This window comes from Gracilibacillus sp. JCM 18966, assembly GCF_055392695.1.
Map to the genome: position 1 here is coordinate 46122 of NZ_AP043883.1, position 22158 is coordinate 68279.

Consider the following 22158-nt stretch of genomic DNA (forward strand, 5'->3'; position numbering starts at 1 on the left):
TGAGTGAAGGGCAACAATACACCCCTCCCTCTAAAATATACTCAAATCCCATTGCTTCGCGATATGTCGAAGAAGCCTAATCCCTGCAATACTATTGCCTTGCTCATCAAGCGCAGGACCATACACCCCAATTCCGCAACCTTCTAGAAAAGGGAGCTCCTCATTTCTAGCTCTTGGTGGTGAAACTGCAATAATACCACCAGACACCCCACTTTTTGCTGGGATTCCGACATATGCAGCGAATTTTCCTGAGGCATTATACATGCCGCAAGTCAGCATCAAGGCCTTTGCTAAACGGGCAACTTGTCTTGGAATAATTTTTTTCTCCGTTTTTGGATCCTCGCCATCATTTGCTAATATCATCCCAATACGGGCCAAATCCTTTAGGGAAATTTCGATCGAACATTGCTTGAAGTAGGTTTCCAATGTTAGCTCTAGGTCTGATTCCAATGAGCCAATTTCGACGAGATAGTAGCCGATGGCTCGATTTCGCATCGAGGATTCTTTTTCAGATGCAAATACATCCATGTTTAATCTGGGACGGTAGCCTAGGATATTTTCTAACAGCTGAAATAGGGGCACTAGTTTCTCATCCGATGTTTTTCCGTTTAATAGTGACGTTACTGTTATAGCGCCAGCATTTACAAATGGATTAAATGGCTTTTTGAGCTGTTTCATTTCTAGGTGCATAATGGAATTAAAAGCGGCACCTGTAGGCTCTACATCGACACGATCCAGTACATAAGAAATGCCTCTTTCCATACATGCAATAATAAAGGTGAACACTTTGGAAATGCTTTGTATCGTAAAGGGTATCTGAACATTGCCAGACTCTATGGTCATCCCGTTAATGCCCGTGATGGAAATGCCTAAGTGTCTTTTATCAGCTTGCGCTAAAAGTGGTATGTAGGAAGCGACTTCCCCTTCCTTCGTATGTTTCCTGTAAAAAGTCACCCAATCATCCACATAATTTTGCAGCCATTCTTTTGTTAGTTTTGTATTTTGATTAATAGCTCCCTGTACCAAAAAACCACCTCACTGGTGGTAGTTTGTGTATTTTCTTGGGAAAATAGTCAGGGGATTGGACATAAGCTACCCTTTTCCCTCTTTCCATTCCATTACATATTCCTCCATCACTTCTTTTAATTCTTGTCCTATACGGGAATAGGCTTCATCATTAAGATTAGCAAGTGATACACGAATCGACCATTCTGGTGCTAAAAATCCTTGACCGCTTAATAGGACAATCGATGATTTCTCGGCTAATCGGTATAAAATATCTTCTGGTTGATAATTTTCTAAAAGATATTCTGTAAAGCCTTTTTCATAATAATGATTGCACCAGATTTCCAGATCGATTTCTGTATAATAGTCTGCATTATTTGGTAAATGCTTCTTCGGCAATCCTAGACCTTCATATAAACGAAGCATCCTTCGATCTAAAATGTCGTTGGTTTTTTGTTTATACTCATTATTGGTATCAAGCATGGCAAATATGGAAAATAAGGCCATTTGTACTTGCTGTGGTGTCGATAGTCCAGCGGTGTGATTCATGGCGACATCTCTACTGTCTGCTACGATTCGATCGATAAACTTCGTATGTTCTGGAGTTCGGGTAAGAGAAGCATACCTTCTATTTAAATCCTCTTTCTTTTTTTCAGGTAATTCCTCCAATAACTTATCAAAAACATTATTCTCACTTATAGCAATGGTTCCTAAGCGCCAGCCTGTCACACCAAAATATTTGGAAAAGGAATACACGCCAATCGTATGAAAAGGTAAATCCACCATAATCGAGCGAAAGCCTTCTACAAAGGTTCCGTACACGTCATCAGAAATGATCATTAAATTAGGATTGTCATGCTGTACAATTTGTGCAATTTGATCTATGGTTTCTTTTTTTATCGAGACAGATGGTGGATTGCTCGGATTGGTTAGAAATAGTGCCTTGATTTCCTTATCCTTTAACTTTTCTATTTCCTCTGCAGGGTATTGCCATGTATGGTTCCCCTCCTCATCTATTTCGGTTGCCATAATTTTAACGAGCTCAAAAGCATTATTCGGGAGTTCTGGAATCTCTATGTATGGTGGAAAGATCGGAACCATCACCGCGATTTTGGACCCCTTAGGAAGTAGGTGATTTTTATATAATGTTTCAAAAATATAGCACATCGCTGCCGTGGCCCCTTCGACTGCAAATAAATCAAACGTATTTTCCTGATCATATAGCTCCTTCGATAAAAAGTCATGCACTACTTTTTCCGTTCGAACAAGCATCCGACCAGGATTAGGATAGTTATCCCCGATGATTCCATCTACTAATTCATAGACCCAGGTATCTCTTTCAAACTGTTTTCTGTTGATTCCGTAATCAATGATTTCCTTTAGCAGCTGCATTCCTGGAATGTGCGGATTTTCTTTCGCATAATTTTGGAAGCGTTCTGCTATTCCATTACGATTTGGCATGCCAGCTAAGTCACCTTCATCCCATACTCGTCTTGATTCAGAGACCGCAAATTGTCCAAGCGCAAAAAATGCTTCTCTTGGGGAGGCGGCAATCCAATTGGGATTACCGCGACCCGCATCAAGCATCGTCCTAGTTATCCTCTTTTTTCCTTTGGCAAGCTCAATAAGTTTTTCTTTTATTTCAAAGGGGCTTATTCTACTTGCTTTATTTAGTTGATTCATCGAAATCCTCCTAAACAATCTACTATCTTCATTTACATAAGTATTCCACTATTAGGCGTGAAATATTATCTGAAGATACATTTCTTAGGATAACAGCATGTTTAGGAGATAGAATTCGGTGATCTTAAAGGTTATTGCATTACGATCCAGAATGTTGAGTTTTTGAGTGATTATATTACTTTATGGCCTGAACTAACAATACTTTTGTATCCTAGAACAAGAGTTTTATAAACGCTCACATTATGTGATCCTATTCATTTTTTGAAGTTTTCCATAAATGAATAGAGCTAAAATTTTGAATAATGAACAAAAAATCCTTTTTCACAGGCTTCTTTTTATCAAAAAGTAATACTTTGTATCATTAAAGCAATATCAATGTCCACAGACTCAATTGTATTGCATTTTCTAATATAGGACCGAAAATATTAATAATTATTTACATTTATATACATAAGTGATATCATTATAATATAAAAATATTTCATACAAAGGTGGTTATATTCATTATGTTGCAGGAGCGAAAAGCATGGACAATAAATGGTTATCTAGGTATTCTCCTTATCGTTTTACTCTTAGGTTTAACCGCTTTTACCTTTTTTCAAGAACAATTCGTTGTTGGAGTCATAGCTCTTCTCATCGCCATCCTACTTGGAAGTGGTATTACGTTAGTCCAACCTAACCAATCAGTGGTCGTTACGTTTTTAGGAAAATACATGGGTAGTATTCGACAGGAAGGTGTAGTAATTACGATACCGTTCACTGCAAGACGAGTTGTTTCCCTTCGCGTTCGAAATTTTAATAGTAAAAAATTAAAAGTAAATGATGTGAATGGGAACCCGATTGAAATTGCTGCGGTTATCGTTTTTAAAGTAACAGATTCCGCAAAAGCAGTATTTGAAGTGGACCGCTATGAGCAGTTTGTGGAAATTCAAAGTGAAACAGCCATTCGTGCCGTTGCAACGAAATACCCTTATGACACTTTTGAAAACGTGGAATTAACCTTAAGAGGAAATGCCGAAGAGGTGTCCGGCGAACTAGCTTCCGACTTACAGGATCGTTTAGAAGTTGCTGGTGTAGAAATTATCGAAACAAGGTTAACCCATCTTGCTTATTCGACTGAAATTGCCCAGGCTATGTTACAACGTCAGCAAGCAGATGCCATCATTGCAGCAAGACGGAAAATCGTTGAAGGAGCAGTAGGAATGGTACAGGATGCCATCGAGCAATTGGAAAAAGAAAATATTGTAGACCTTGATGAGGAGCGTCGTGTCGCCATGATTAACAATTTACTTGTTTCGATCGTAGCAGACCATGGAGCACAGCCTGTCATTAATACCGGCACACTATATCAATAAAATTTGTTAAAAAAGAGGGTTTCTATGACGAAGAAAAAACATTTCCCATTGCGAATAGACCCTAAACTCTATGAAATATTGCACAGTTGGGCCAAAGATGAATTTCGTAGTGTAAACAGTCATGTGGAATTTTTGTTACGAGAATCTGCCAAAAAAGCTGGGCGATTACCTAAAACTCAGGATAAAAAAATTGGGGAGGATTAAGTTCTTCTCCTCTTTACTGTAGGTGTGGTGTATGCCTTTGATTTACTAAATAGAAAAAGGATCTTAGCCTAAGATCCTTTTTCTCATGCTATTAACATTATTCATTGGACAGTTTTAATTGATCAAGCACTTTAAAGAAAAGGCTCAGAATAATGGCAATGATGGTGGCTAAGCCCATACCTGTTAAGGAAACATCCCCGATATTAATGGCAGCACCACTAATTCCAATGACGAGCACCACACAGGTTAATATCAAATTCTGTGAGCGGCTATAATCAATTTTCGCTTCCACAAGCATGCGGATACCACTTGATGCGATTATACCGAACAATAATAGTGAAATCCCACCCATTACAGGCGTTGGAATCGATGTGATCAGTGCAGCTAATTTTCCACAGAAAGATAATATAATAGCGATAACAGCTGCCATACCAATGATCCACGTGGAGTAAACTCTCGTAATTGCTAAAACCCCGATATTTTCTCCATAGGTTGTGTTAGGTGTTGCACCGACAAGACTAGAAATAATGGTGGAAATCCCATTCCCCGCTAATGAACGATCTAAGCCCGGTTCCTTTGCCAAATCCTTTTTGACAATATTTCCTGTTACAAATAAATGCCCAATATGCTCAGGAATAAGGACAATTGCCGCAGGAAGTATAATCAAGATTTGGGACCAGTCAAATTTTATTTGGTAAAATTCTGGCATGGATATCCATGCCGCTTCCTTTACAGTTGTTAAATCAACTAAGCCAAAAATAGCGGCGATAACATATCCTGCAATAATACCAATCAAGATAGGAATAATTTTCAGAAATCCTCGTAAGGTTACCCAACAAATAATGGTAATCAGCAAGGTTAGGAATGATACAATAGCCGCTTTAGGATCAATCGCCCATGAAGCCCCTGCATCTGCTGGCGCAATCCATCCTGCCATTTCTGCTGCAGTCGGCACAAGCTCAAGACCAATAACAGCGACGATAGCTCCCATAGCTGCAGGTGGGAAAAGGACATCGATCCAAGCAGTTCCGGCGAATTTGATGATAAGAGCAACAACGCATAAAATAATACCGACAAATAGGAACCCGCCTAGTGCATAACTATAACCCTCCATCCCCGAATAGTGACCTAATACGACAAGCACTGGTGAAATGAAGGCAAAGCTAGAGCCTAAATAAGCTGGAATCTTTCCTTTCGTAATAAAAATATAGAGCAATGTCCCGACACCATTCATCAATAAGATGGTCGCAGGGTTAACACCGAACAGTACAGGAACCAAAACCGTCGATCCGAACATCGCAAATAAATGCTGAAGACCTAATGGTAAGCTCTGCAAAAAAGGTACACGCTCGTCAACTTGTATTTCATCATATTTTGCCACTTTATTTTCCCCCTTGAAGTAAATATAGGGTTCAAACAGTTACCGCTTAATAGACAAAAACACCTTGCTAAAAAAAGCAAGGTGTTTGCGGATTGATACAACCATAGACTACCAGATTAGCTATGGTTATGAACTTCACAGACTTTGAATCTATTCCACCTTGCCAGTCTCACAGGACTGAATTAAAGGTAACCGTATGAACTTATCTCAAATATTATTACAATATATTGTCGAAATGTCAATGTTTTTTTGCAAACGGAAGGATTGGCACTTTAATTTTAAACGACCATACTCTTAAAGAACAACTTGAAATAATGGCGACTGCCAGAACATATTATCACCCATCAAAATTCTTGTCACTACGTAATATGTTGAAAACATGTGATCGATTAATAATATTGAATTTTGCGAAATGGAGTACGCTAGTGGTTGTTGTGGCTCTGCGGGTATCTATAATATAGTTGAAAAAGAAATGTCTATGAGAATATTAGATTCGAAAATGAAACACACGAAAGCTACACAGGTTAACTACTGTTGTGACCGCAAATCCTGATTATTTACTACAAAAGAAGCTTAGTATCAAGAGAGAAGGAGTAAACGAATCTGTACGTGCAGTTCATATCGTCGACCTATCGCTAAAAAGCTGTAAGTCGAATTAGGCAATTTTTCTATCCTCATCCCCCTCATTCAATTGTCTTTTCCCATCCCAGAAGTAAATACGAGGCAGACCCGATAACAACCAATATTCATGCAATAAGGTAGAGCTAACAAACAATATCAAGGTCCAATCTATTTGCCTCAAAAGAATCTCTCCCTTCGTAACTAATTTATGGCGAAGGCAGGTTGTCTAAGAACGTTTTCACTTTTTGATAAGAGTGGGGTTTTGACCTCCAATATTTGCTATATAAGTACCAACTTTATAATCTTTGGTTACATTTTTGGTACTTAAATTGGTTTTAAGTACCAAATTTATGATCTTGGGTTGCAATTCTGGTACTTAAATCGGTTTTAAGTACCATTTTTACTTGTTCGCTTTCTAGTTTTGGTTCTTATTCGTCATTGTATTCGCTTACAATAATTATTCTTCTTCCAGCAGGCGGCGTAAGGTTTTTCCTACTAATGATTTTGGAAGGCTATCTCGGAATTCGTATATTCGTGGTATTTTGTAGGCGGCAAGCCTTTCTCGGCAAAACTTCTCCAGCTCCTTTTCGTCTGTGGTCGCTCCTTTTTTCAAAACAATGTAAGCCTTCACTGTTTCGCCTCGGTATTCATCCGGAACTCCGACTGCGGCTGCATCCATTATCGCTGGATGTTCAAACAAGACCTCCTCAATTTCTCGAGGGTAAATATTGAATCCACCGGCGATGATGAGATCTTTTTTTCGATCGACAATGTAAAAGAAGCCTTGATCATCCATTTTGGCCATATCACCTGTATAAAGCCAGCCGTCTTTTAAGGTATTACTCGTTTCCTCCGGTCGCTTCCAGTAGCCTTTCATCACTTGTGGTCCTTGAATGATCAGCTCCCCTACTTCTCCGTTTTCAAGTTCTTTTCCTGTTTCCGGCTCGACTACCTTTGCGATTGTATCTGGAAAAGGGATCCCAATCGAGCCGAGCTTCCGTTTTTCCCATATGTTATTCGCATGGGTGACTGGTGAGGCTTCGGTTAATCCGTAACCTTCAATCAACTTACCACCTGTTATCTCTTCGAATCTTTCCTGGACCTCACCCGGTAATGGGGCCGCACCACTAATACATACATTGATGGACGATAAATCATAGTTCTTTATTTTTGGATGATGGATTAATGATAGATACATCGTTGGTGCTCCTGGAAAGGTAGTCGGCTTCATTTTGTCAATTAGCTTGAGCGCCATGTTTACATCAAACTTAGGGAGAAGAATAAGCATGCCACCTAATTTTATAGAAAGGTTCATGAGTGTAGTCATTCCAAATACGTGAAAAAAGGGGAGCATCGCCAAGTATCGTTCTCTCTTCTCCTCACTCCGATATACCCAAGCTCTCGTCTGCAACGTATTGGCGACAAGATTATAGTGAGTAAGCATGACACCTTTGGAAACGCCAGTTGTACCTCCTGTGTACTGAAGCAATGCCAAATCTTCTTCCACATCTATCGTGACATTGATCGGCTTAGCTGGCGCATTAGATAGGAGTTTCTTAAACGAATGGGTATGCTGATCATAGCTGACCTCCATTGATAAACCGTCTTTTTTGGCCTTGATTGGGTACAGGATATTTTTAGGAAAGGGCAAGTAGTCCTTCATGGAGGTAAAAATCGTATGCTCTACTTCTACTTTCGGCAATACGTTTTGGACACGCTTAAACAAATGATCCAAGGCAATAACGACTTTCACACCAGCATCATTCAATTGATGCTCCAGCTCTCTTTCTGTATAAAGAGGATTGGTTTGAACGACGATCGCACCAATCATTAATGCTCCGTAGTATGCGATAATGGATGCAGGACAATTCGGGAGCATAATTGCTACCCGATCGCCCTTTTCGAGCCCTAACTTTTTTAAGCTATTTGCGAATTGATAGGTTTCTTTTAATAGCTGCTCATAAGTGATCTTTTTTCCATAGAAAAAAATTGCGGTTTGTTGCGGGAACTTTTTTGCTGTGTCTATCATAAATTGAGCCAAATTTTGCTTTGGATATTCGTATGACGGTGCGACTTCTTCGGGGTAGTACTCTAACCATACTTTTTCAGACATATCCAACTCTCCTTTTTGGCTATGGGCCTTTAAACGACATACTTCTCAGCTGCAATGACACGTGCTGCAATTTGCCTTTTCCGTTCTATCGTATTGATCGGTGTTCTGCGCGCTAGCTTTTTTAAGACAGATAGCTGTGTACTTAGCCTATCTCCAGACTCCACCTGAGCTAACGAATCCTTGGCGAGCGCTTCGATCGTTTCAAACGATTCGTGGACAAATACTTGCGTCATTGCGATGGCATTAGCCGCTTTCTCTTCGCCCTCTTTGGCAACTCGCTTTTTCGTTCTAAGAAACGCACTTTCCGCTGCATACACTTGGATCATGATGTCAGCTAAGTGACTGAGGATTTCTTGTTCTGAATCTAGCTTTTGCTGGTATTTTTGTACGGCTAGACCGCCAATCATGAGGAATATTTTTTTCGCCATCTTAATGAGGTACTCTTCTTGCTCCAAGAGCCCTGTAAACGTCCGTTGTGGCATAAAGGTAAGCAGCTCTTCTTGTAGCTGTTGTGCTTTTTGCATAAGTGGGAGTTCGCCCTTCATTGCTCGCTTAATCAGTGTCCCTGGTATGAGCAAACGGTTAATTTCATTCGTTCCCTCAAAAATTCGATTGATGCGTGAATCACGATAGATGCGCTCGATTTTATATTCCTTGATAAATCCATAGCCACCGTGAATTTGAACTCCCTCATCGGCAATAAAATCTAACGTCTCTGAACCAAATACTTTATTGATCGAGCATTCTAACGCATATTCAGCAATCGCTTTGGCAGACGCCACTCCTGCATCAGACCTGCTGAAATCAATCGCTTCCATACTCGAATCTATTAATCCAGCAGTCCGATAGACCATACTATCCAAAACATATGCCTTTGTATTCATTTCCGCTATTTTTCTTCGAATAAGAGAAAAGGATGAGATCGGCTGCTTGAACTGAACCCTTTCATTCGCGTAGGCTGATGCTTCCTCAATCGTATCCTTAGACGAACCGAGACAACCAGCGGCAAGCTTAAATCGACCAATGTTCAATATATTAAAGGCAATGAGATGACCTTTTCCAACCTCCCACAACAGATTTTCTGCGGGAACCTTCACCTCTTCTAAAATTAGGGGGCAGGTGGAAGAGCCTTTGATCCCCATTTTCTCTTCTTCTGGTCCGACACTAACTCCTTCCATCGTTCTCTCCACAATAAATGTACTAAAATCTGTGCCATTTACTTTCGCATAAACAATGAAAATATCAGCAAAAGCCGCGTTCGTAATAAACTGCTTTGTCCCATTTAAAATATAGTGCTTCCCATCCTCCGATAATGTGGCGGTTGTTTTGGCACCAAGCGCGTCCGAACCAGAGGATGGCTCTGTTAGGCAATAGGCGGCAATTTTTTCCCCACTCGCTAAGAGAGGCAGGTATTTTTTCTTTTGCTCCTCTGTGCCAAAATAAACGATCGGCAATGTACCAATCCCGACATGTGCACCAAGGGATAGACCAAACGATGATGCCTTTGATAATCGCTCACTAATTAATGTCGAGCTTATTTTGTCTAAACCAAGGCCTTCATATTGTTCTGGCACATCTGCACTAAGAAGCCCCAATTCTCCAGCTTTTTGTAGGAGCTTGACGGTGAGATCATAATTTAAGCTTTCAATCGCTTCATCCTGTGGCAAAATCTCGCCTTCGATAAAATCCTTTGTTGTTTCGCCAATCATTCGCTGCTCTTCGGTAAAATCCTCCGGTGTGATCACCGAGTTATAATCGACATCGTTAATGATAAAGCTTCCACCTATTATTTTTTCACCCATCATTTTCGTTCCCCTTTCTATCATGGTGCTTAGATTCGGCGAGTATCAATCTGGGTGCACTTCAAACACACCAGCTGCCCCCATACCGCCGCCTATACACATTGAAACGACCCCATACCCACCGCCTCGTCGCTTCAGCTCATAAAGTAAGGTTGAGGTTAACTTAGCTCCTGTACATCCGAGAGGGTGGCCAAGTGCAATCGCTCCCCCATTTACATTGACCTTCTCCTTATCGATATTCAATTCGCGAATGACTGGTAAGCATTGTGCTGCAAATGCTTCGTTTATTTCAAAAAGCTTGATCTCATCCTGACTAACCTTTGCCATATCGAGGGCTTTTGGAATCGCCTTGATGGGACCAATGCCCATAATCTCAGGCTCCACTCCAGCGACAGCAAAAGAGCGGAACGTTGCTAAAGGCTTTAAACCAAGTGCTTCGGCCTTCTCTTTACTCATCAACACACACGCTGCTGCACCATCACTCATTTGCGACGAATTTCCGGCTGTTACAGACCCTCCCTGCTTGAATGCAGGCTTCAGCCCTGCTAGTATGTCAACACTTGTATCTGATCGAATGCCTTCGTCTGTATCGACAATGCATTGCTTTTCCCAGCGCTTGCCGTTTTCATCGACACCCTTATGGACTGTGTGGACTGGGACAATTTCTTCCTTAAACTTCCCATCCTTCACAGCTGCAGCTGCTTTCTGGTGGCTTTCTACGGCAAAGTGATCCTGATCCTTTCGGGATACTTGATATCTTTCTGCCACTTCTTCTGCCGTAAAACCCATCCCCATATAGATTTCTGGCATTTCCTCAACGATCTGTGGATGTGGGGACATCTTAAACCCTGACATCGGGACATGACTCATACTTTCTACTCCTCCACCGATCACCACATCAGCATGACCAAGCATGACACGCTCTGCTGCAAACGCAATCGACTGCAAGCCGGACGAACAAAAACGATTAATCGTCATCGCTGGAGTGGATGCCGGAAAACCAGCGTATAGGGAAATAATTCTTGCCACATTTAAGCCCTGCTCTCCTTCTGGCATGGCACAGCCAATAATGATATCCTCCACATCCTCTTTTTTTAATCCGTTGGCCCGCTTGATGACCGCATTTAAAACCGTACTTCCTAAATCCTCTATCCGTGTTTGGGCAAATCCGCCTTTCTTTGCCTTTCCTACCGGTGTACGTGCAATCGATACAATCACTGCTTCTCTCACAAGGTTCACCTCATTTCTAAAATTAATTACGTAATGGCTTCCCTTTACTTAACATATACTGCATGCGCTGCCTAGTTTTCGGCTCCCCGCACAAGCTTAAAAAGGCTTCCCGCTCGAGATCAAGCATATATTGTTCACTCACTCGCGTCCCTGCTGGAACATCCCCTCCCGCTAATACGTGGGCCAATTTATTGGCAATTAACTGGTCATGGTCACTGATATAACCTGCCAGTTTCATTTGATAAGCACCTAGCTGCATCAATGCCTTCCCTTCACTACCGACGACACGAATATCCTCTTCTGGCTTCGTGGCATTGTCCTCTTGAACCAATCTTAGGGCAGCTTGCTTTGCTTCGAATAGAAGATGATCCTGATGGACAACAACAGTATCCTGCTCACGCAAATAGCCTAGCTTTTTCGCATCGAGAGCACTTGTTGATACCTTTGCCATACCGAGCGTTTCAAAAATTTTATTGACATATGGTTGTAAATCCACCTCTGGATTCGTAACAGTGAGGCTAAGACGAGAGATCAGCTCCTTACACCCTCCGCCTGCTGGAATTAAGCCAACACCAGCTTCGACTAATCCGTAGTAAGTTTCGGCTGAAGCAACAACCCGATCGGCAGGCAGACAAACCTCCACTCCTCCACCTAAAGTCATACGATGTGGGGCTGCAATAACCGGCTTTTCAAACCGCTTTAAGTGATACATCGTATTCTGGAACAAGCGGATAATATGCTCGACTTCGTCCCACTCTTCGTCCTGTGCTTCCATTAAGAGCATCATTAAGTTGGCACCGACACAAAAATTCCTTCCTTGATTGGCAATAACGAGCCCATCGTAATTGCTACGGACTTCCTTGATGCTTTCTTCAATCATCATTAAAATATCTGCACCGATCGCATTGTTGGGGGAATGAAATTCAAGACATGCGATTCCATCTTCCAGATCGATCAGACTTGCTCCGCTATTCGCTTTTATTACCTTGTTCTGCTCTTTTAGTGTACGTAGGGAGATCACTTTAGGGTTTGGCTCTAGCTGTTTGTAAGCATCATTTGAAACGAAATATGTCGTACCTTCCTTCCTTTTGTAAAAGGATGTATTCCCTGCCTCAATCCAATCTTTCACCCATTGCGGAACACTTGATCCTTCTTTTTCCATCCGATGGACTGATTTTTCCAATCCAATTGCATCCCATGTCTCAAATGGACCAAGCTCCCAATTAAAGCCCCATTTCATTGCTTCATCAATTTCCACGATCGAATCGGCAATTTCTCCTACCTTTTCGGCAGAATAAAGGAGGACTTCTTTTAGCGTATTCCAGGCTAGTTCCGCGTAACGATCCTCTGTACTAAAGAGCGCTCTAAGCTTCTGCTTCGCTCCTTTTGCCATTTTGGCAGCTTCCAAGGATGCCCCGGCTATTTTCTTTTGTGGTTCATATTCCATTGTTTGAACATTAAGAGAGAGAATCTTCTTCCCTTTTTCGTTCTTCACCTTTTTATAAAAGCCCTGCTCTGCCTTTTCACCAATCCAACCTTTATCAACCATCTGCTGTAAAATTTCCGGGACCTTAAACACCTTTTTCTCTGCTTCATCGCTTACTTTTTCATACATATTGTTAGCAATATGCACAAACGTATCGAGTCCTACTATGTCTAATGTTCGAAATGTCGCACTTTTCGGACGCCCGATTGCCGGTCCAGTACATGCATCGATCTCCTCAATCGTATAACCCTTTGCTAGCATTTCATTTAGGGTGACATGCATACTGTATGCTCCGATTCGGTTAGCGATAAAGTTCGGGGTATCCTTTGCGATCACGACACCTTTGCCGAGCTTATTCTCACAAAATGGACGCATCACATCAACGATTTCTGTTAGTGTCTCATCACCTGGAATAATTTCTAATAGCTTCATATAACGAGGTGGATTAAAAAAATGTGTGCCTAGAAAATGCTGTTTAAATTCCGTACTACGCCCGTCGACCATTGCATTGATGGAAATGCCCGATGTGTTGGAGCTAACAATTATCCCTTTTTCCCACACTTTTTCCACACGCTCAAACAGCTGCTTCTTGATGGAAAGATTTTCGACAATCACCTCCACCACCCAATCGACTTCCTTTATTCGTTCCAGATCATCCTCGATATTGCCAGGGGTTATAAGTGATGCCAAATCCTCATCATACAGCGGGGCTGGCTTATTTTTTTTCAGTTTTTTTATTGCATTTACCGCTAAACGATTATGGACTTCGCTACTATCTAGAGTCAGTCCCTTTTTTTTCTCCTCGTCTGTCAATTGACTAGGAACGATATCGAGCAAGAGACAAGGAATCCCCACGTTTGCTAAGTGGGCGGCAATACTCGCTCCCATAACACCCGAACCGATTACAGCTGCACGTCGAATTTGTCTTTCCATACGATTACCCTCCTGTTCTAGATCATCCTGTAAGTTTGCTAGACTCGCCAAAGACAGCTTGCGCTAAGATTTCGGCAATATCCTTTGCCTCCACCTGCTCCTCTACCTCCATTGCCTTCGTGCCATCATCAAGCATGGTTAGGCAATACGGACATGCACTACTAATCACCGTTGGATTCACGTCAAGCGCCTGCTCCGTACGAGCGATATTCACCCGCTTTCCGGCCGTTTCCTCCATCCACATCATCCCGCCTCCAGCGCCACAGCACATGCCATTCTCCCGGCTACGATCCATCTCCACTAACTCCACTCCTTTAATCGAACGGAGAATATTTCGAGGCTGTTCATACACATTGTTGTAGCGCCCGAGATAGCAGGAATCATGATACGTAATCCGTTCGTTCAATTCATACATTGGTGTTAACCGGCCCTCTTTCACTAGCTGATCGAGAAGCTCGGTATGATGAAGGATCTCCACCCCTTCTAAGCCAAACTCAGGGTATTCATTTTTCAGTGTATTAAATGTATGCGGACAGGCAGTCACGATTTTTTTCACCTGGTATTTCTGCAATGTCGCGATATTTTCCATGCACAGCTCTTGGAAAAGTAATTCATTACCCATTCTTCTTGGCGTATCTCCAGAGTTTTTCTCCTCATTTCCGAGAATCGCAAAGTTGACACCTGCTTCATGTAGCAATCTTACCAATGCTTTAGACACTTTGCGGCTACGATTATCGTAAGATCCCATCGAACCGACAAAGTAAAGCACATCAAAATCAGGGTTTTCCTTTACTGTCGGCACCGGAATCCCCTCAATATCTTCGGTCCACTTCGCCCGATCTTTTCGATTAATTCCCCATGGATTCCCTTGGCGTTCAATGTTTTGCATCGCACGCTGGCCTTCATGAGGAACCCGTCCTTCCATAAGAAGCAAATGTCTCCGCAAGTCCACGATTTTATCCACATGTTCATTGCCGACTGGACATTGATCCTCACAATTCCGACAGGTCGTACATGCCCAAATCTCCTCCTCTGTCATCACATCACCAACAAGATTTAGCTCCTCTACCTTCCTATCTGTTGTCGACCACATCTGCTCTTGGAGCGTCATCGTCGGTTGAATCGTTGTTCCTTTTCCCCACTCGGCCTGTACTCCATCCACCTCTTGGAAACTGTGTATTCCATAGGAAAGCTTTGGTACCCAAGGAGACTTTGAGGTAATGGCTGCACCCTTTTCTGTAAGGTGGTCTCGCATTTTTGCAATAAGGTGCATTGGGGAAAGAACCTTGCCCGTATTAGAAGCAGGACACGCATCCGTACAGCGCCCACATTCCACACAGGAATAGAAGTCGAGCATTTGCTGCTGGGTGAAATCTTCTATTTTTCCCACACCAAACGATTCGGCATTTTCATCCTCCAAGTCAAGGCTTCTCAATTGGCCAACTGGCTCTGTTCGCCTGAAAAAAATATTAATCGGAGCAACCATCAGATGAAAATGTTTCGACTGCGGAACATACACTAAAAACGCGAGTAAAATCAACAAATGTGCCCACCAAAACGTGTAATAGAGAATAATTGCAGTGATCTCATTCAGTGACATGAATCCTGCTGCAATCACCGAGGAAATCGGAGCATACCAAGAAAAGGCCAGATCATGAATCACCCGCTCCAACCCTAGTGTGAGTAAAATAGATAACATTAAGGAAAAAATGAAATAAATCACGATACTAGGCTTCTTTCCTCTTTTTAACCGCGATAGCTTCTCCCCATAACGGCGATAGGCAGCATAGCCAACGGCAAGAAAAATGAGAAAAACCGTCATTTCCTGAAAGAGGTTAAAGACGTGATAGCCTGGAACCGGAAGTCTATCAGCCCCTAGACCTTTCACAATGATATCCAAGGCACCAAACTGTAGAATGATAAACCCATAGAAAATAATCACATGCATGATCCCGCTTTTTTTGTCCTTTAACAATTTCGTTTGACCAAATACTTGCAAGACGAGCGTCTTTAAGCGTTCATCTAGCTTTTTTTCTATTTCCACCTGCTTTCCTAGCTTCATATAAATGTAGCGATGATAGACGACTTTTCCAAACAAATACAAGCCGTAACCAGTTACGAAAAGAAATGCTAGAAATTGCATCCATTGCCAAGCCACAATGATCGCTCCCTTCCTGATACATGGAGTTTTTGGACCATTTTTTCATTGCAAGAAACACACATGAAAATGTAAAGGCTCTCATACAAATATGGATATGAACCTGTTTAGAAGAAAATGCTAACCATTTGTGTTGGAAAGGAGAATGATGAATGGATATTTATGTGATCCTGAAACAAACCTTTGACACCGAGGAAAAAATTATCATAGAAGATGGTCAAGTTACCGAAGACGGTGTGCAATATGTCATCAATCCATATGATGAATACGCCGTGGAAGAAGCGATTCAAAAAAGAGAGGAGCTTGGAGGGAACGTTTTTGTTATTGCGGTAGGTCCTGAGCGGACATCAGAATCCCTCCGTACCGCTTTGGCAATGGGAGCCGATGAAGCCATATTAATAGCGGATGAAAGAATTTGCTCAGACGAAAATACTGTATCCAAGGTATTAGCTTCCTACTTAGGCAGCCAAAAGGTTGATTTGATTCTAGGGGGTTATTTTTCCGTTGATAATGGCGCTGGTCAAGTCGCCATTCGATTAGCACAGCTCTTAGACATCCCACATGTCGGCTCGATTACGAAGCTCGATATTCGTGATGACAAAGCGATAGCAGATCGGGATGCAGAAGGTGACCTCGAACAAGTGGAAGTAACACTTCCTGCTGTTTTCACTGCACAGCAAGGGTTAAATGAACCACGTTACCCTAGCCTCCCCGGCATTATGAAAGCGAAGAGGAAACCTTTTAAGCAATTAACTTTGGATGATCTTGATATAGACGAAACCGAGCTAGCTCCAAAAACAGAGAGAATAGCACTTTCTCTCCCTCCCCAGAAAGAAGCAGGGCAAATTCTAAAGGGCGATACGGCTGAGCAGGTGAAAGAGATTGTGGAAAAACTGCGTCATGAGACAAAACTATTATAATAAGGAGGCATTCCTATGAGTAAAACCATTCTAGTCGTTGCGGAACACCTCGATGGAGCATTGCGTCAGGTCACCTATGAAGCAATGCAGGCAGCAAGATTGTCCTCAACAAATAACGATAAGCTCCATATTGCCTTGATTGGGCATCAAGTAGAAGACTTAATAGAATCACTTTCCTATGTGGCCTGTGAAAAAATATACGTGATCGACCACCCAGATTTAGAGCAGTACAATCCAGAATCCTATTCGAATGCATTAAAACAAGTGATCGATATCTCGAATCCAGACGGTATCATTTTTGGACATACAGCGATCGGCCGTGATCTCGCTCCGAAAATTTCAGCAAAGCTTGATGCCGGACAAATTTCAGATGTAACTAGCATCGAGAACCTCGACGATCATGTGGTGTTCACCCGGCCAATCTATGCGGGAAAAGCCTTTGAGAAAAAGGTTTTCCAAAGCTCTCCTTGGGTGGTCACCATTCGACCAAATAATATTCCAGCAGCTGATTTAAGGGGAGAAAAAGCGGAAATGGAACAGATCGAATACGCTAAGCCAGCATCTTTACGAACAGTGATCAAAGACGTCGTCCGAAAAACATCTGGAAAAGTCGATTTATCAGAAGCTAAAATTGTTGTCTCAGGCGGGCGCGGAGTGAAAAGTGCGGAGGGCTTTAAGCCTTTAGATGAGCTAGCCGATGTCCTCGGTGGAGCAGTCGGTGCCTCAAGGGGGGCTTGTGATGCTGATTATTGTGACTATTCCTTGCAAATTGGGCAAACCGGCAAAGTTGTTACACCAGAGGTCTACATTGCCTGCGGGATTAGTGGTGCGATACAACACGTCGCTGGAATGAGTCAGTCGAAGATTATTGTTGCCATTAACAAAGATCCGGAAGCCCCAATCTTCCAAATTGCTGATTATGGCATTGTCGGAGACCTGTTTGAGGTCGTACCTTTACTAACGGAGGAATTTAAAAAGGTGGTAGATTAATAGAAGGTGTCTCCCTGAGACCCTTCTTTATTTTTCAAAATAGATCCAGCGATGCTCTCCTCTCTTGTCATAATACTGTTCTAATATTCGAAAAATCCGTCTCTTGGATACCAATTTACCACACCAATGATAAATAGCCGATGAAGTTATTTTTCGTTCAGGGAAGAGAAATTGATGCTCCTTACAAACTCTTATAATCGCATCACTACCTTTTTCGATATAATTACATAATCGACATTCGATGCTTTGTTTTTTTGGATGTGTATTCATTTCACCACACTGATCACAAGGAATCCCTTTCTGTAATTCTTCATATGGATAGGTTGGAAATGGGTTAAATGGAGGTTGCTCGATGTGATTTGTTAGAAGTTTTTCCGAAGCTTGTTTTTCCTGAGAGGTGATTTTAGCAGTGGCTGGAAAATGCATGATAAAGCGTTTGATTTGTGTTGGTAAGATCAATTGTTTATCTAGTGGAGCTTGAAAGATGGAACACTCGGGGTTTACAAATATGACATAGGATAGTAAGGGAAGATTTATGTTTAATGACTGAAGTAAGCGGCGGAGTATGGAATGCGCTCGATCACGCTGCGCTATCGGATTATCGATTTCCACATCGTTTACCAGCCATAATTTATCCTCATGCCAATAATATTCCCCTTGGAAGTTTTTTATCTCAAACAAGAAGATCTTTCCGTTTTTCAATAAAATAGTATCGATTTGACAATATTTACTATGGTGTAGGAATAAGTCTTTTAAGATGATATGCTCTCCCTTTAGCTTATCCAAGTATGTATCAAACATCACCTCCCCCTCAAAACCTTTCGCTAAACTTCGGTACCGTTTTTTCTCTTCTTCGGTTAGTGGCTTGCGTTTAGACAAATACTCGTAAGCGATTAATTCATTAGGTTTTTTTCTAGGTTTTGCAATCATCAGGTATACCTCCTTTTATGACATATGATAACATAAATTAGCTGAGATAAGAATAAGTGCGAAATGAAGGGCATGAGAGTTCATTTTGGCGCTTAGGGCCGGGTTTTAAGTGCCAAATGAGACTCATTATTTTTATTTTTGGTACTTAGGCGAGGTTTAAGTGCCAAATGAGACTCATTATTTTTATTTTTGGTACTTAGGCGAGGTTTAAATGCCAAGTGAGACTCATTATTTTTATTTTTGGTACTTAGGCGAGGTTTAAATGCCAAGTGAGACTCATTATTTTTATTTTTGATACTTAGGCGAGGTTTAAGTGCCAAATGAGACTCATTATTTTTATTTTCGGTACTTAGGCGAGGTTTAAGTGCCAAATGAGACTCATTATTTTTATTTTTGGTACTTAGGCGAGGTTTAAATGCCAAGTGAGACTCATTATTTTTATTTTTGATACTTAGGCGAGGTTTAAGTGCCAAATGAGACTCATTATTTTTATTTTCGGTACTTAGGCGAGGTTTAAGTGCCAAATGAGACTCATTATTTTTATTTTTGGTACTTAGGCGAGGTTTAAGTGCCAAATGAGACTCATTATTTTTATTTTCGGTACTTAGGCAAGGTTTAAGTGCCAAATGAGACTCATTATTTTTATTTTTGGTACTTAGGCGAGGTTTAAGTGCCAAGTGAGACTCATTATTTTTATTTTTGGTACTTAGGCGAGGTTTAAATGCCAAGTGAGACTCATTATTTTTATTTTTGGTACTTAGGCGAGGTTTAAATGCCAAGTGAGACTCATTATTTTTATTTTTGATACTTAGGCGAGGTTTAAGTGCCAAATGAGACTCATTATTTTTATTTTCGGTACTTAGGCGAGGTTTAAGTGCCAAATGAGACTCATTATTTTTATTTTTGGTACTTAGGCGAGGTTTAAGTGCCAAATGAGACTCATTATTTTTATTTTTGGTACTTAGGCGAGGTTTAAGTGCCAAATGAGACTCATTATTTTTATTTTTGGTACTTAGGCGGGGTTTAAGTGCCAAATGAGACTCATTATTTTTATTTTTGGTACTTAGGCGAGGTTTTAAATGCCTTTTTGAATTTTAGCTCTTAGAAGAAATTCTTAGATAATATCCGTCTGGATCGATAATTCTAAAATCATCCAGCCCCCATGGCCTACTTGTCAGTTCCGTTTCGATGGGATGCCCACTTGTGACTACTTTTTGATAAATATCTTTCACTTCTTCTACTTCTAAAACGATTTCTACGCCTAAACCAAATGGCTGTCCCCTACGAGCTTTCAGGGGATGACATCCCGGCAAATTTTCCATTTCACTTATTCCTAGCACCACATCCCCTTTCCTTACAGGTAGGTAATTTTTATTCCTATCTTCTGGCAAGCTAAAACCTAGCACATTATGATAAAATTCGATGGACTTCTCTATATTCCTCACGAATAATTCCAGTCTTAGTTTCATTTTGGGATTTCCTTTCTTAAAAACTACCAGATTTCCTTATTATGTTCTTCAACATCTCCCATATCCAGTACTCCACCTTTTTCAACCCTCAACGAATATTTCAAATAACCATGCGTCTCTGCCTTCAATCCTTCCATATCAAATCCACTTCCATTATATAATACAGATTCATATTCATAACCTTGTTCATCGAGAATATTTTTTACCTTTCTAGCTGCCGAAAGAAAATCTTCTTTTGTTTGTTCCGTTGAATCTAGTTGTACAAAAATTTCCATCGGTTTGTCTAGTGCTAGTTCCTTACTCCATTTGACATCATCTTCAAATTTTCCTTTTAATACTTCCAATTGGATTTCCACAAGATGAATTGTGTCCATTTTCTCCGAAAGCAGTGGGGAAATTTCCTGATGTGCCTGTTTACTTAAACGATTCGCCATTTCTTGGTCTAAATTTTCATAATAGATGCCATCCCAGCTGACGGTTGGATTGAAAAAGCCTCTGACCTTAAATTCATATTGCTTTACATTGCCTTTTTCGTCTGTAGAACCAACCTCAATGACGGAATATTGATATTCACTGAATTTAAAATTATAAAATCCTTCTTTAATTTGAAGCTCTTGGTCGAAATAGGTTTCTTCCAAATAGTCTTCTAAAACCTCTTTAGAGATATATTTGCTTATTGGATTTCCATTAAACGCATTGTATAAAAAAAGCACAAATCCGATTATCACCACAAGAAGCACAACGAAGAATAGCTTCTTTTTATTCATAAGATGTCCTCCTTTTTTTTCAGCTTTTTAAATAAAAGTCCAATGACACTTCCAATTAATGCGAACAAATAATGTATAGCGGATACCATAACTGACGCTTGGAGTACATCAAATCCATACATTAACATGGAAAATTCAGCATCGATTTGACCGGCCAAATAAGCGGAAATCCCTTCTATTACAGACCAAATAAAAATCGGAATAAATGAAAAAAGAAAGACCATTTTCATATCGGAATAAAAGAGATAAATCAATAGACCTAGTATAGTATACCAGAGAATGAAGCCAAAACTATCGTTTATTAATGCTGTTTTAATCGCTAATAGGAAAGAAAGTCCAACGAAAATAATTTGGTATAGGGAAAGTCTTCGATTAATCTTTTTGAACATCTTATCCCGATCAGACTCCGATGTCTCAGGGATCTCTTCTTTTTCTAAAGGATTCTGAAGTACTTTTGCAAGTTTTTGAAGCTCTTCATTTTTCTCCATTTGTTCTTCTATCCATTCCTTAGTCGCATCACTCAACAACCCTTCCTGATATAGAGGAAGGAGATCTTCTACTATATGTCCAACATGTTTATCCATTTTGATCATCCAATTCTTTTTGAATTATTAACTTAGCTCGATGGAAAATAATCCGCGTATGGTTTTCACTCTTATTGACTAATGTTGCAATTTCCTTAAAAGACAATTCACCATAAACTCGTAACATAACAATTTCTTTGGGGACATCTTCTAATTGATTAATAGCCTCATTCAACGTTTTTTGTTTTTCCTTTTCCAACAGTTGTTCCTCAGGAGAAATCGGGTTACGTTCCTCTTTGGGGAGCTTTTCTAGAAGAAGATTCTGATACCTTTTGCTTCGATAAAAATTTCTTAACCGATTTTTGGCAATCGCAAAGAGCCAAGTATCTAAGGTAGACTCATAGGAAAACGTATGAAACTTTTTAATCGCTTGATAAAAAACCTCTTGGGTCAGGTCTTCAGCTATTTGTTTATTAACTGTTTTCACATAAAAGAAGGCATAAATTCTCGGATACACCTCTTTGTAAAGTTCCTCTAGTTTCATAACGCTTCCCCTTCTCTTAGATCCTAACAGTTAAGCCTGTTTT

Annotated in this window: 19 protein-coding genes and 1 pseudogene; 5 read left to right on the plus strand and 15 right to left on the minus strand. The window is 40.8% G+C overall.

All coding sequences use genetic code 11. From position 1 onward, the window contains the following. Window positions 1-30 precede the first annotated feature (30 nt). Both ACZ5N5_RS00305 and aspD read right to left on the minus strand, forming a co-directional pair. Window positions 31-1026, minus strand: a complete 996-nt coding sequence (locus tag ACZ5N5_RS00305) for a glutaminase (RefSeq protein WP_277679073.1) — start codon at window positions 1024-1026, stop codon at window positions 31-33. Window positions 1027-1092: 66 nt separating this feature from the next. Then, a complete protein-coding gene (gene aspD / locus ACZ5N5_RS00310; protein WP_277679074.1) occupies window positions 1093-2688 on the minus strand; it encodes an aspartate 4-decarboxylase in 1596 nt (531 codons plus the stop codon). Window positions 2689-3197: 509 nt separating this feature from the next. Between aspD and ACZ5N5_RS00315 the strand changes: the two genes are divergently transcribed. Together ACZ5N5_RS00315 and ACZ5N5_RS00320 are read left to right on the plus strand one after the other, a co-directional pair. After that, on the plus strand, window positions 3198-4043 hold the full coding sequence (locus ACZ5N5_RS00315) for an SPFH domain-containing protein (RefSeq protein WP_219987218.1): 846 nt from the start codon (window positions 3198-3200) through the stop codon (window positions 4041-4043). A gap of 24 nt (window positions 4044-4067) precedes the next feature. Next, complete coding sequence (locus ACZ5N5_RS00320) at window positions 4068-4247, plus strand: type II toxin-antitoxin system antitoxin (RefSeq protein ID WP_054860969.1); 180 nt, start codon at window positions 4068-4070, stop codon at window positions 4245-4247. Between the two features lie 97 nt (window positions 4248-4344). Here the strand turns inward: ACZ5N5_RS00320 and uraA are convergent, their stop codons facing one another. Next, window positions 4345-5628 (minus strand): uracil permease, encoded by a 1284-nt coding sequence (uraA, locus tag ACZ5N5_RS00325; protein ID WP_464373047.1) that lies wholly within the window; start codon window positions 5626-5628, stop codon window positions 4345-4347. 385 nt (window positions 5629-6013) lie between these two features. Here uraA and ACZ5N5_RS00330 point away from each other — a divergent pair. Further along, a pseudogene (locus ACZ5N5_RS00330) lies at window positions 6014-6287 on the plus strand (heterodisulfide reductase-related iron-sulfur binding cluster); the annotation flags it as partial. On the opposite strand, the gene ACZ5N5_RS00335 reads toward ACZ5N5_RS00330, so the two are convergent. The 6 genes from ACZ5N5_RS00335 to ACZ5N5_RS00360 form a co-directional block, all read right to left on the minus strand. Beyond that, window positions 6284-6430, minus strand: a complete 147-nt coding sequence (locus ACZ5N5_RS00335) for a hypothetical protein (RefSeq protein WP_181397443.1) — start codon at window positions 6428-6430, stop codon at window positions 6284-6286. The pseudogene ACZ5N5_RS00330 and the gene ACZ5N5_RS00335 sit on opposite strands and share 4 nt — an antisense overlap. 276 nt (window positions 6431-6706) lie before the next feature. Then, a complete protein-coding gene (locus tag ACZ5N5_RS00340) occupies window positions 6707-8362 on the minus strand; it encodes a long-chain-fatty-acid--CoA ligase (protein WP_464373048.1) in 1656 nt (551 codons plus the stop codon). Between the two features lie 29 nt (window positions 8363-8391). Continuing rightward, window positions 8392-10164: an acyl-CoA dehydrogenase family protein gene (locus ACZ5N5_RS00345; protein WP_464367779.1), complete on the minus strand. Its 1773-nt coding sequence runs from the start codon at window positions 10162-10164 to the stop codon at window positions 8392-8394. A 45-nt stretch (window positions 10165-10209) separates the two neighbouring features. Next, entirely contained in the window at window positions 10210-11394 is a 1185-nt protein-coding gene (locus ACZ5N5_RS00350; protein WP_464367778.1) for an acetyl-CoA C-acyltransferase, read from the minus strand. Window positions 11395-11416: 22 nt separating this feature from the next. Next, window positions 11417-13813: a 3-hydroxyacyl-CoA dehydrogenase/enoyl-CoA hydratase family protein gene (locus ACZ5N5_RS00355; RefSeq protein ID WP_464373049.1), complete on the minus strand. Its 2397-nt coding sequence runs from the start codon at window positions 13811-13813 to the stop codon at window positions 11417-11419. 22 nt (window positions 13814-13835) lie between these two features. Next, entirely contained in the window at window positions 13836-15956 is a 2121-nt protein-coding gene (locus tag ACZ5N5_RS00360) for a (Fe-S)-binding protein (protein ID WP_464373805.1), read from the minus strand. Window positions 15957-16123: 167 nt separating this feature from the next. Here ACZ5N5_RS00360 and ACZ5N5_RS00365 point away from each other — a divergent pair, with 167 nt between their 5' ends. Together ACZ5N5_RS00365 and ACZ5N5_RS00370 are read left to right on the plus strand one after the other, a co-directional pair. Continuing rightward, window positions 16124-16891 carry an electron transfer flavoprotein subunit beta/FixA family protein gene (locus ACZ5N5_RS00365; RefSeq protein WP_109983836.1) on the plus strand — a complete coding sequence of 256 codons (768 nt, stop codon included), beginning with the start codon at window positions 16124-16126 and terminating at the stop codon, window positions 16889-16891. Window positions 16892-16906: 15 nt separating this feature from the next. After that, complete coding sequence (locus tag ACZ5N5_RS00370; RefSeq protein WP_054789124.1) at window positions 16907-17881, plus strand: electron transfer flavoprotein subunit alpha/FixB family protein; 975 nt, start codon at window positions 16907-16909, stop codon at window positions 17879-17881. Between the two features lie 27 nt (window positions 17882-17908). Here ACZ5N5_RS00370 and ACZ5N5_RS00375 read toward each other — a convergent pair whose 3' ends face one another. The 6 genes from ACZ5N5_RS00375 to ACZ5N5_RS00400 all read right to left on the minus strand — a co-directional run bounded on the left by ACZ5N5_RS00375 (window position 17909) and on the right by ACZ5N5_RS00400 (window position 22115). Next, window positions 17909-18811 carry a nuclease-related domain-containing protein gene (locus ACZ5N5_RS00375; RefSeq protein WP_464373050.1) on the minus strand — a complete coding sequence of 301 codons (903 nt, stop codon included), beginning with the start codon at window positions 18809-18811 and terminating at the stop codon, window positions 17909-17911. A 92-nt stretch (window positions 18812-18903) separates the two neighbouring features. Next, the gene (locus tag ACZ5N5_RS00380; protein ID WP_464373051.1) at window positions 18904-19845 is read right to left on the minus strand and encodes a hypothetical protein; all 942 of its coding nucleotides are present in this window, start codon (window positions 19843-19845) and stop codon (window positions 18904-18906) included. A 60-nt stretch (window positions 19846-19905) separates the two neighbouring features. Continuing rightward, entirely contained in the window at window positions 19906-20280 is a 375-nt protein-coding gene (locus ACZ5N5_RS00385; protein WP_277679345.1) for a VOC family protein, read from the minus strand. Window positions 20281-20303: 23 nt separating this feature from the next. After that, window positions 20304-21047, minus strand: a complete 744-nt coding sequence (locus ACZ5N5_RS00390) for a YfjL-like protein (protein WP_464367773.1) — start codon at window positions 21045-21047, stop codon at window positions 20304-20306. Further along, window positions 21044-21631: a hypothetical protein gene (locus ACZ5N5_RS00395; RefSeq protein ID WP_464373052.1), complete on the minus strand. Its 588-nt coding sequence runs from the start codon at window positions 21629-21631 to the stop codon at window positions 21044-21046. Before ACZ5N5_RS00395 ends, ACZ5N5_RS00390 begins: the two co-directional genes overlap by 4 nt. After that, window positions 21624-22115: an RNA polymerase sigma factor gene (locus ACZ5N5_RS00400; protein ID WP_109985207.1), complete on the minus strand. Its 492-nt coding sequence runs from the start codon at window positions 22113-22115 to the stop codon at window positions 21624-21626. Before ACZ5N5_RS00400 ends, ACZ5N5_RS00395 begins: the two co-directional genes overlap by 8 nt. Window positions 22116-22158: the final 43 nt, after the last annotated feature.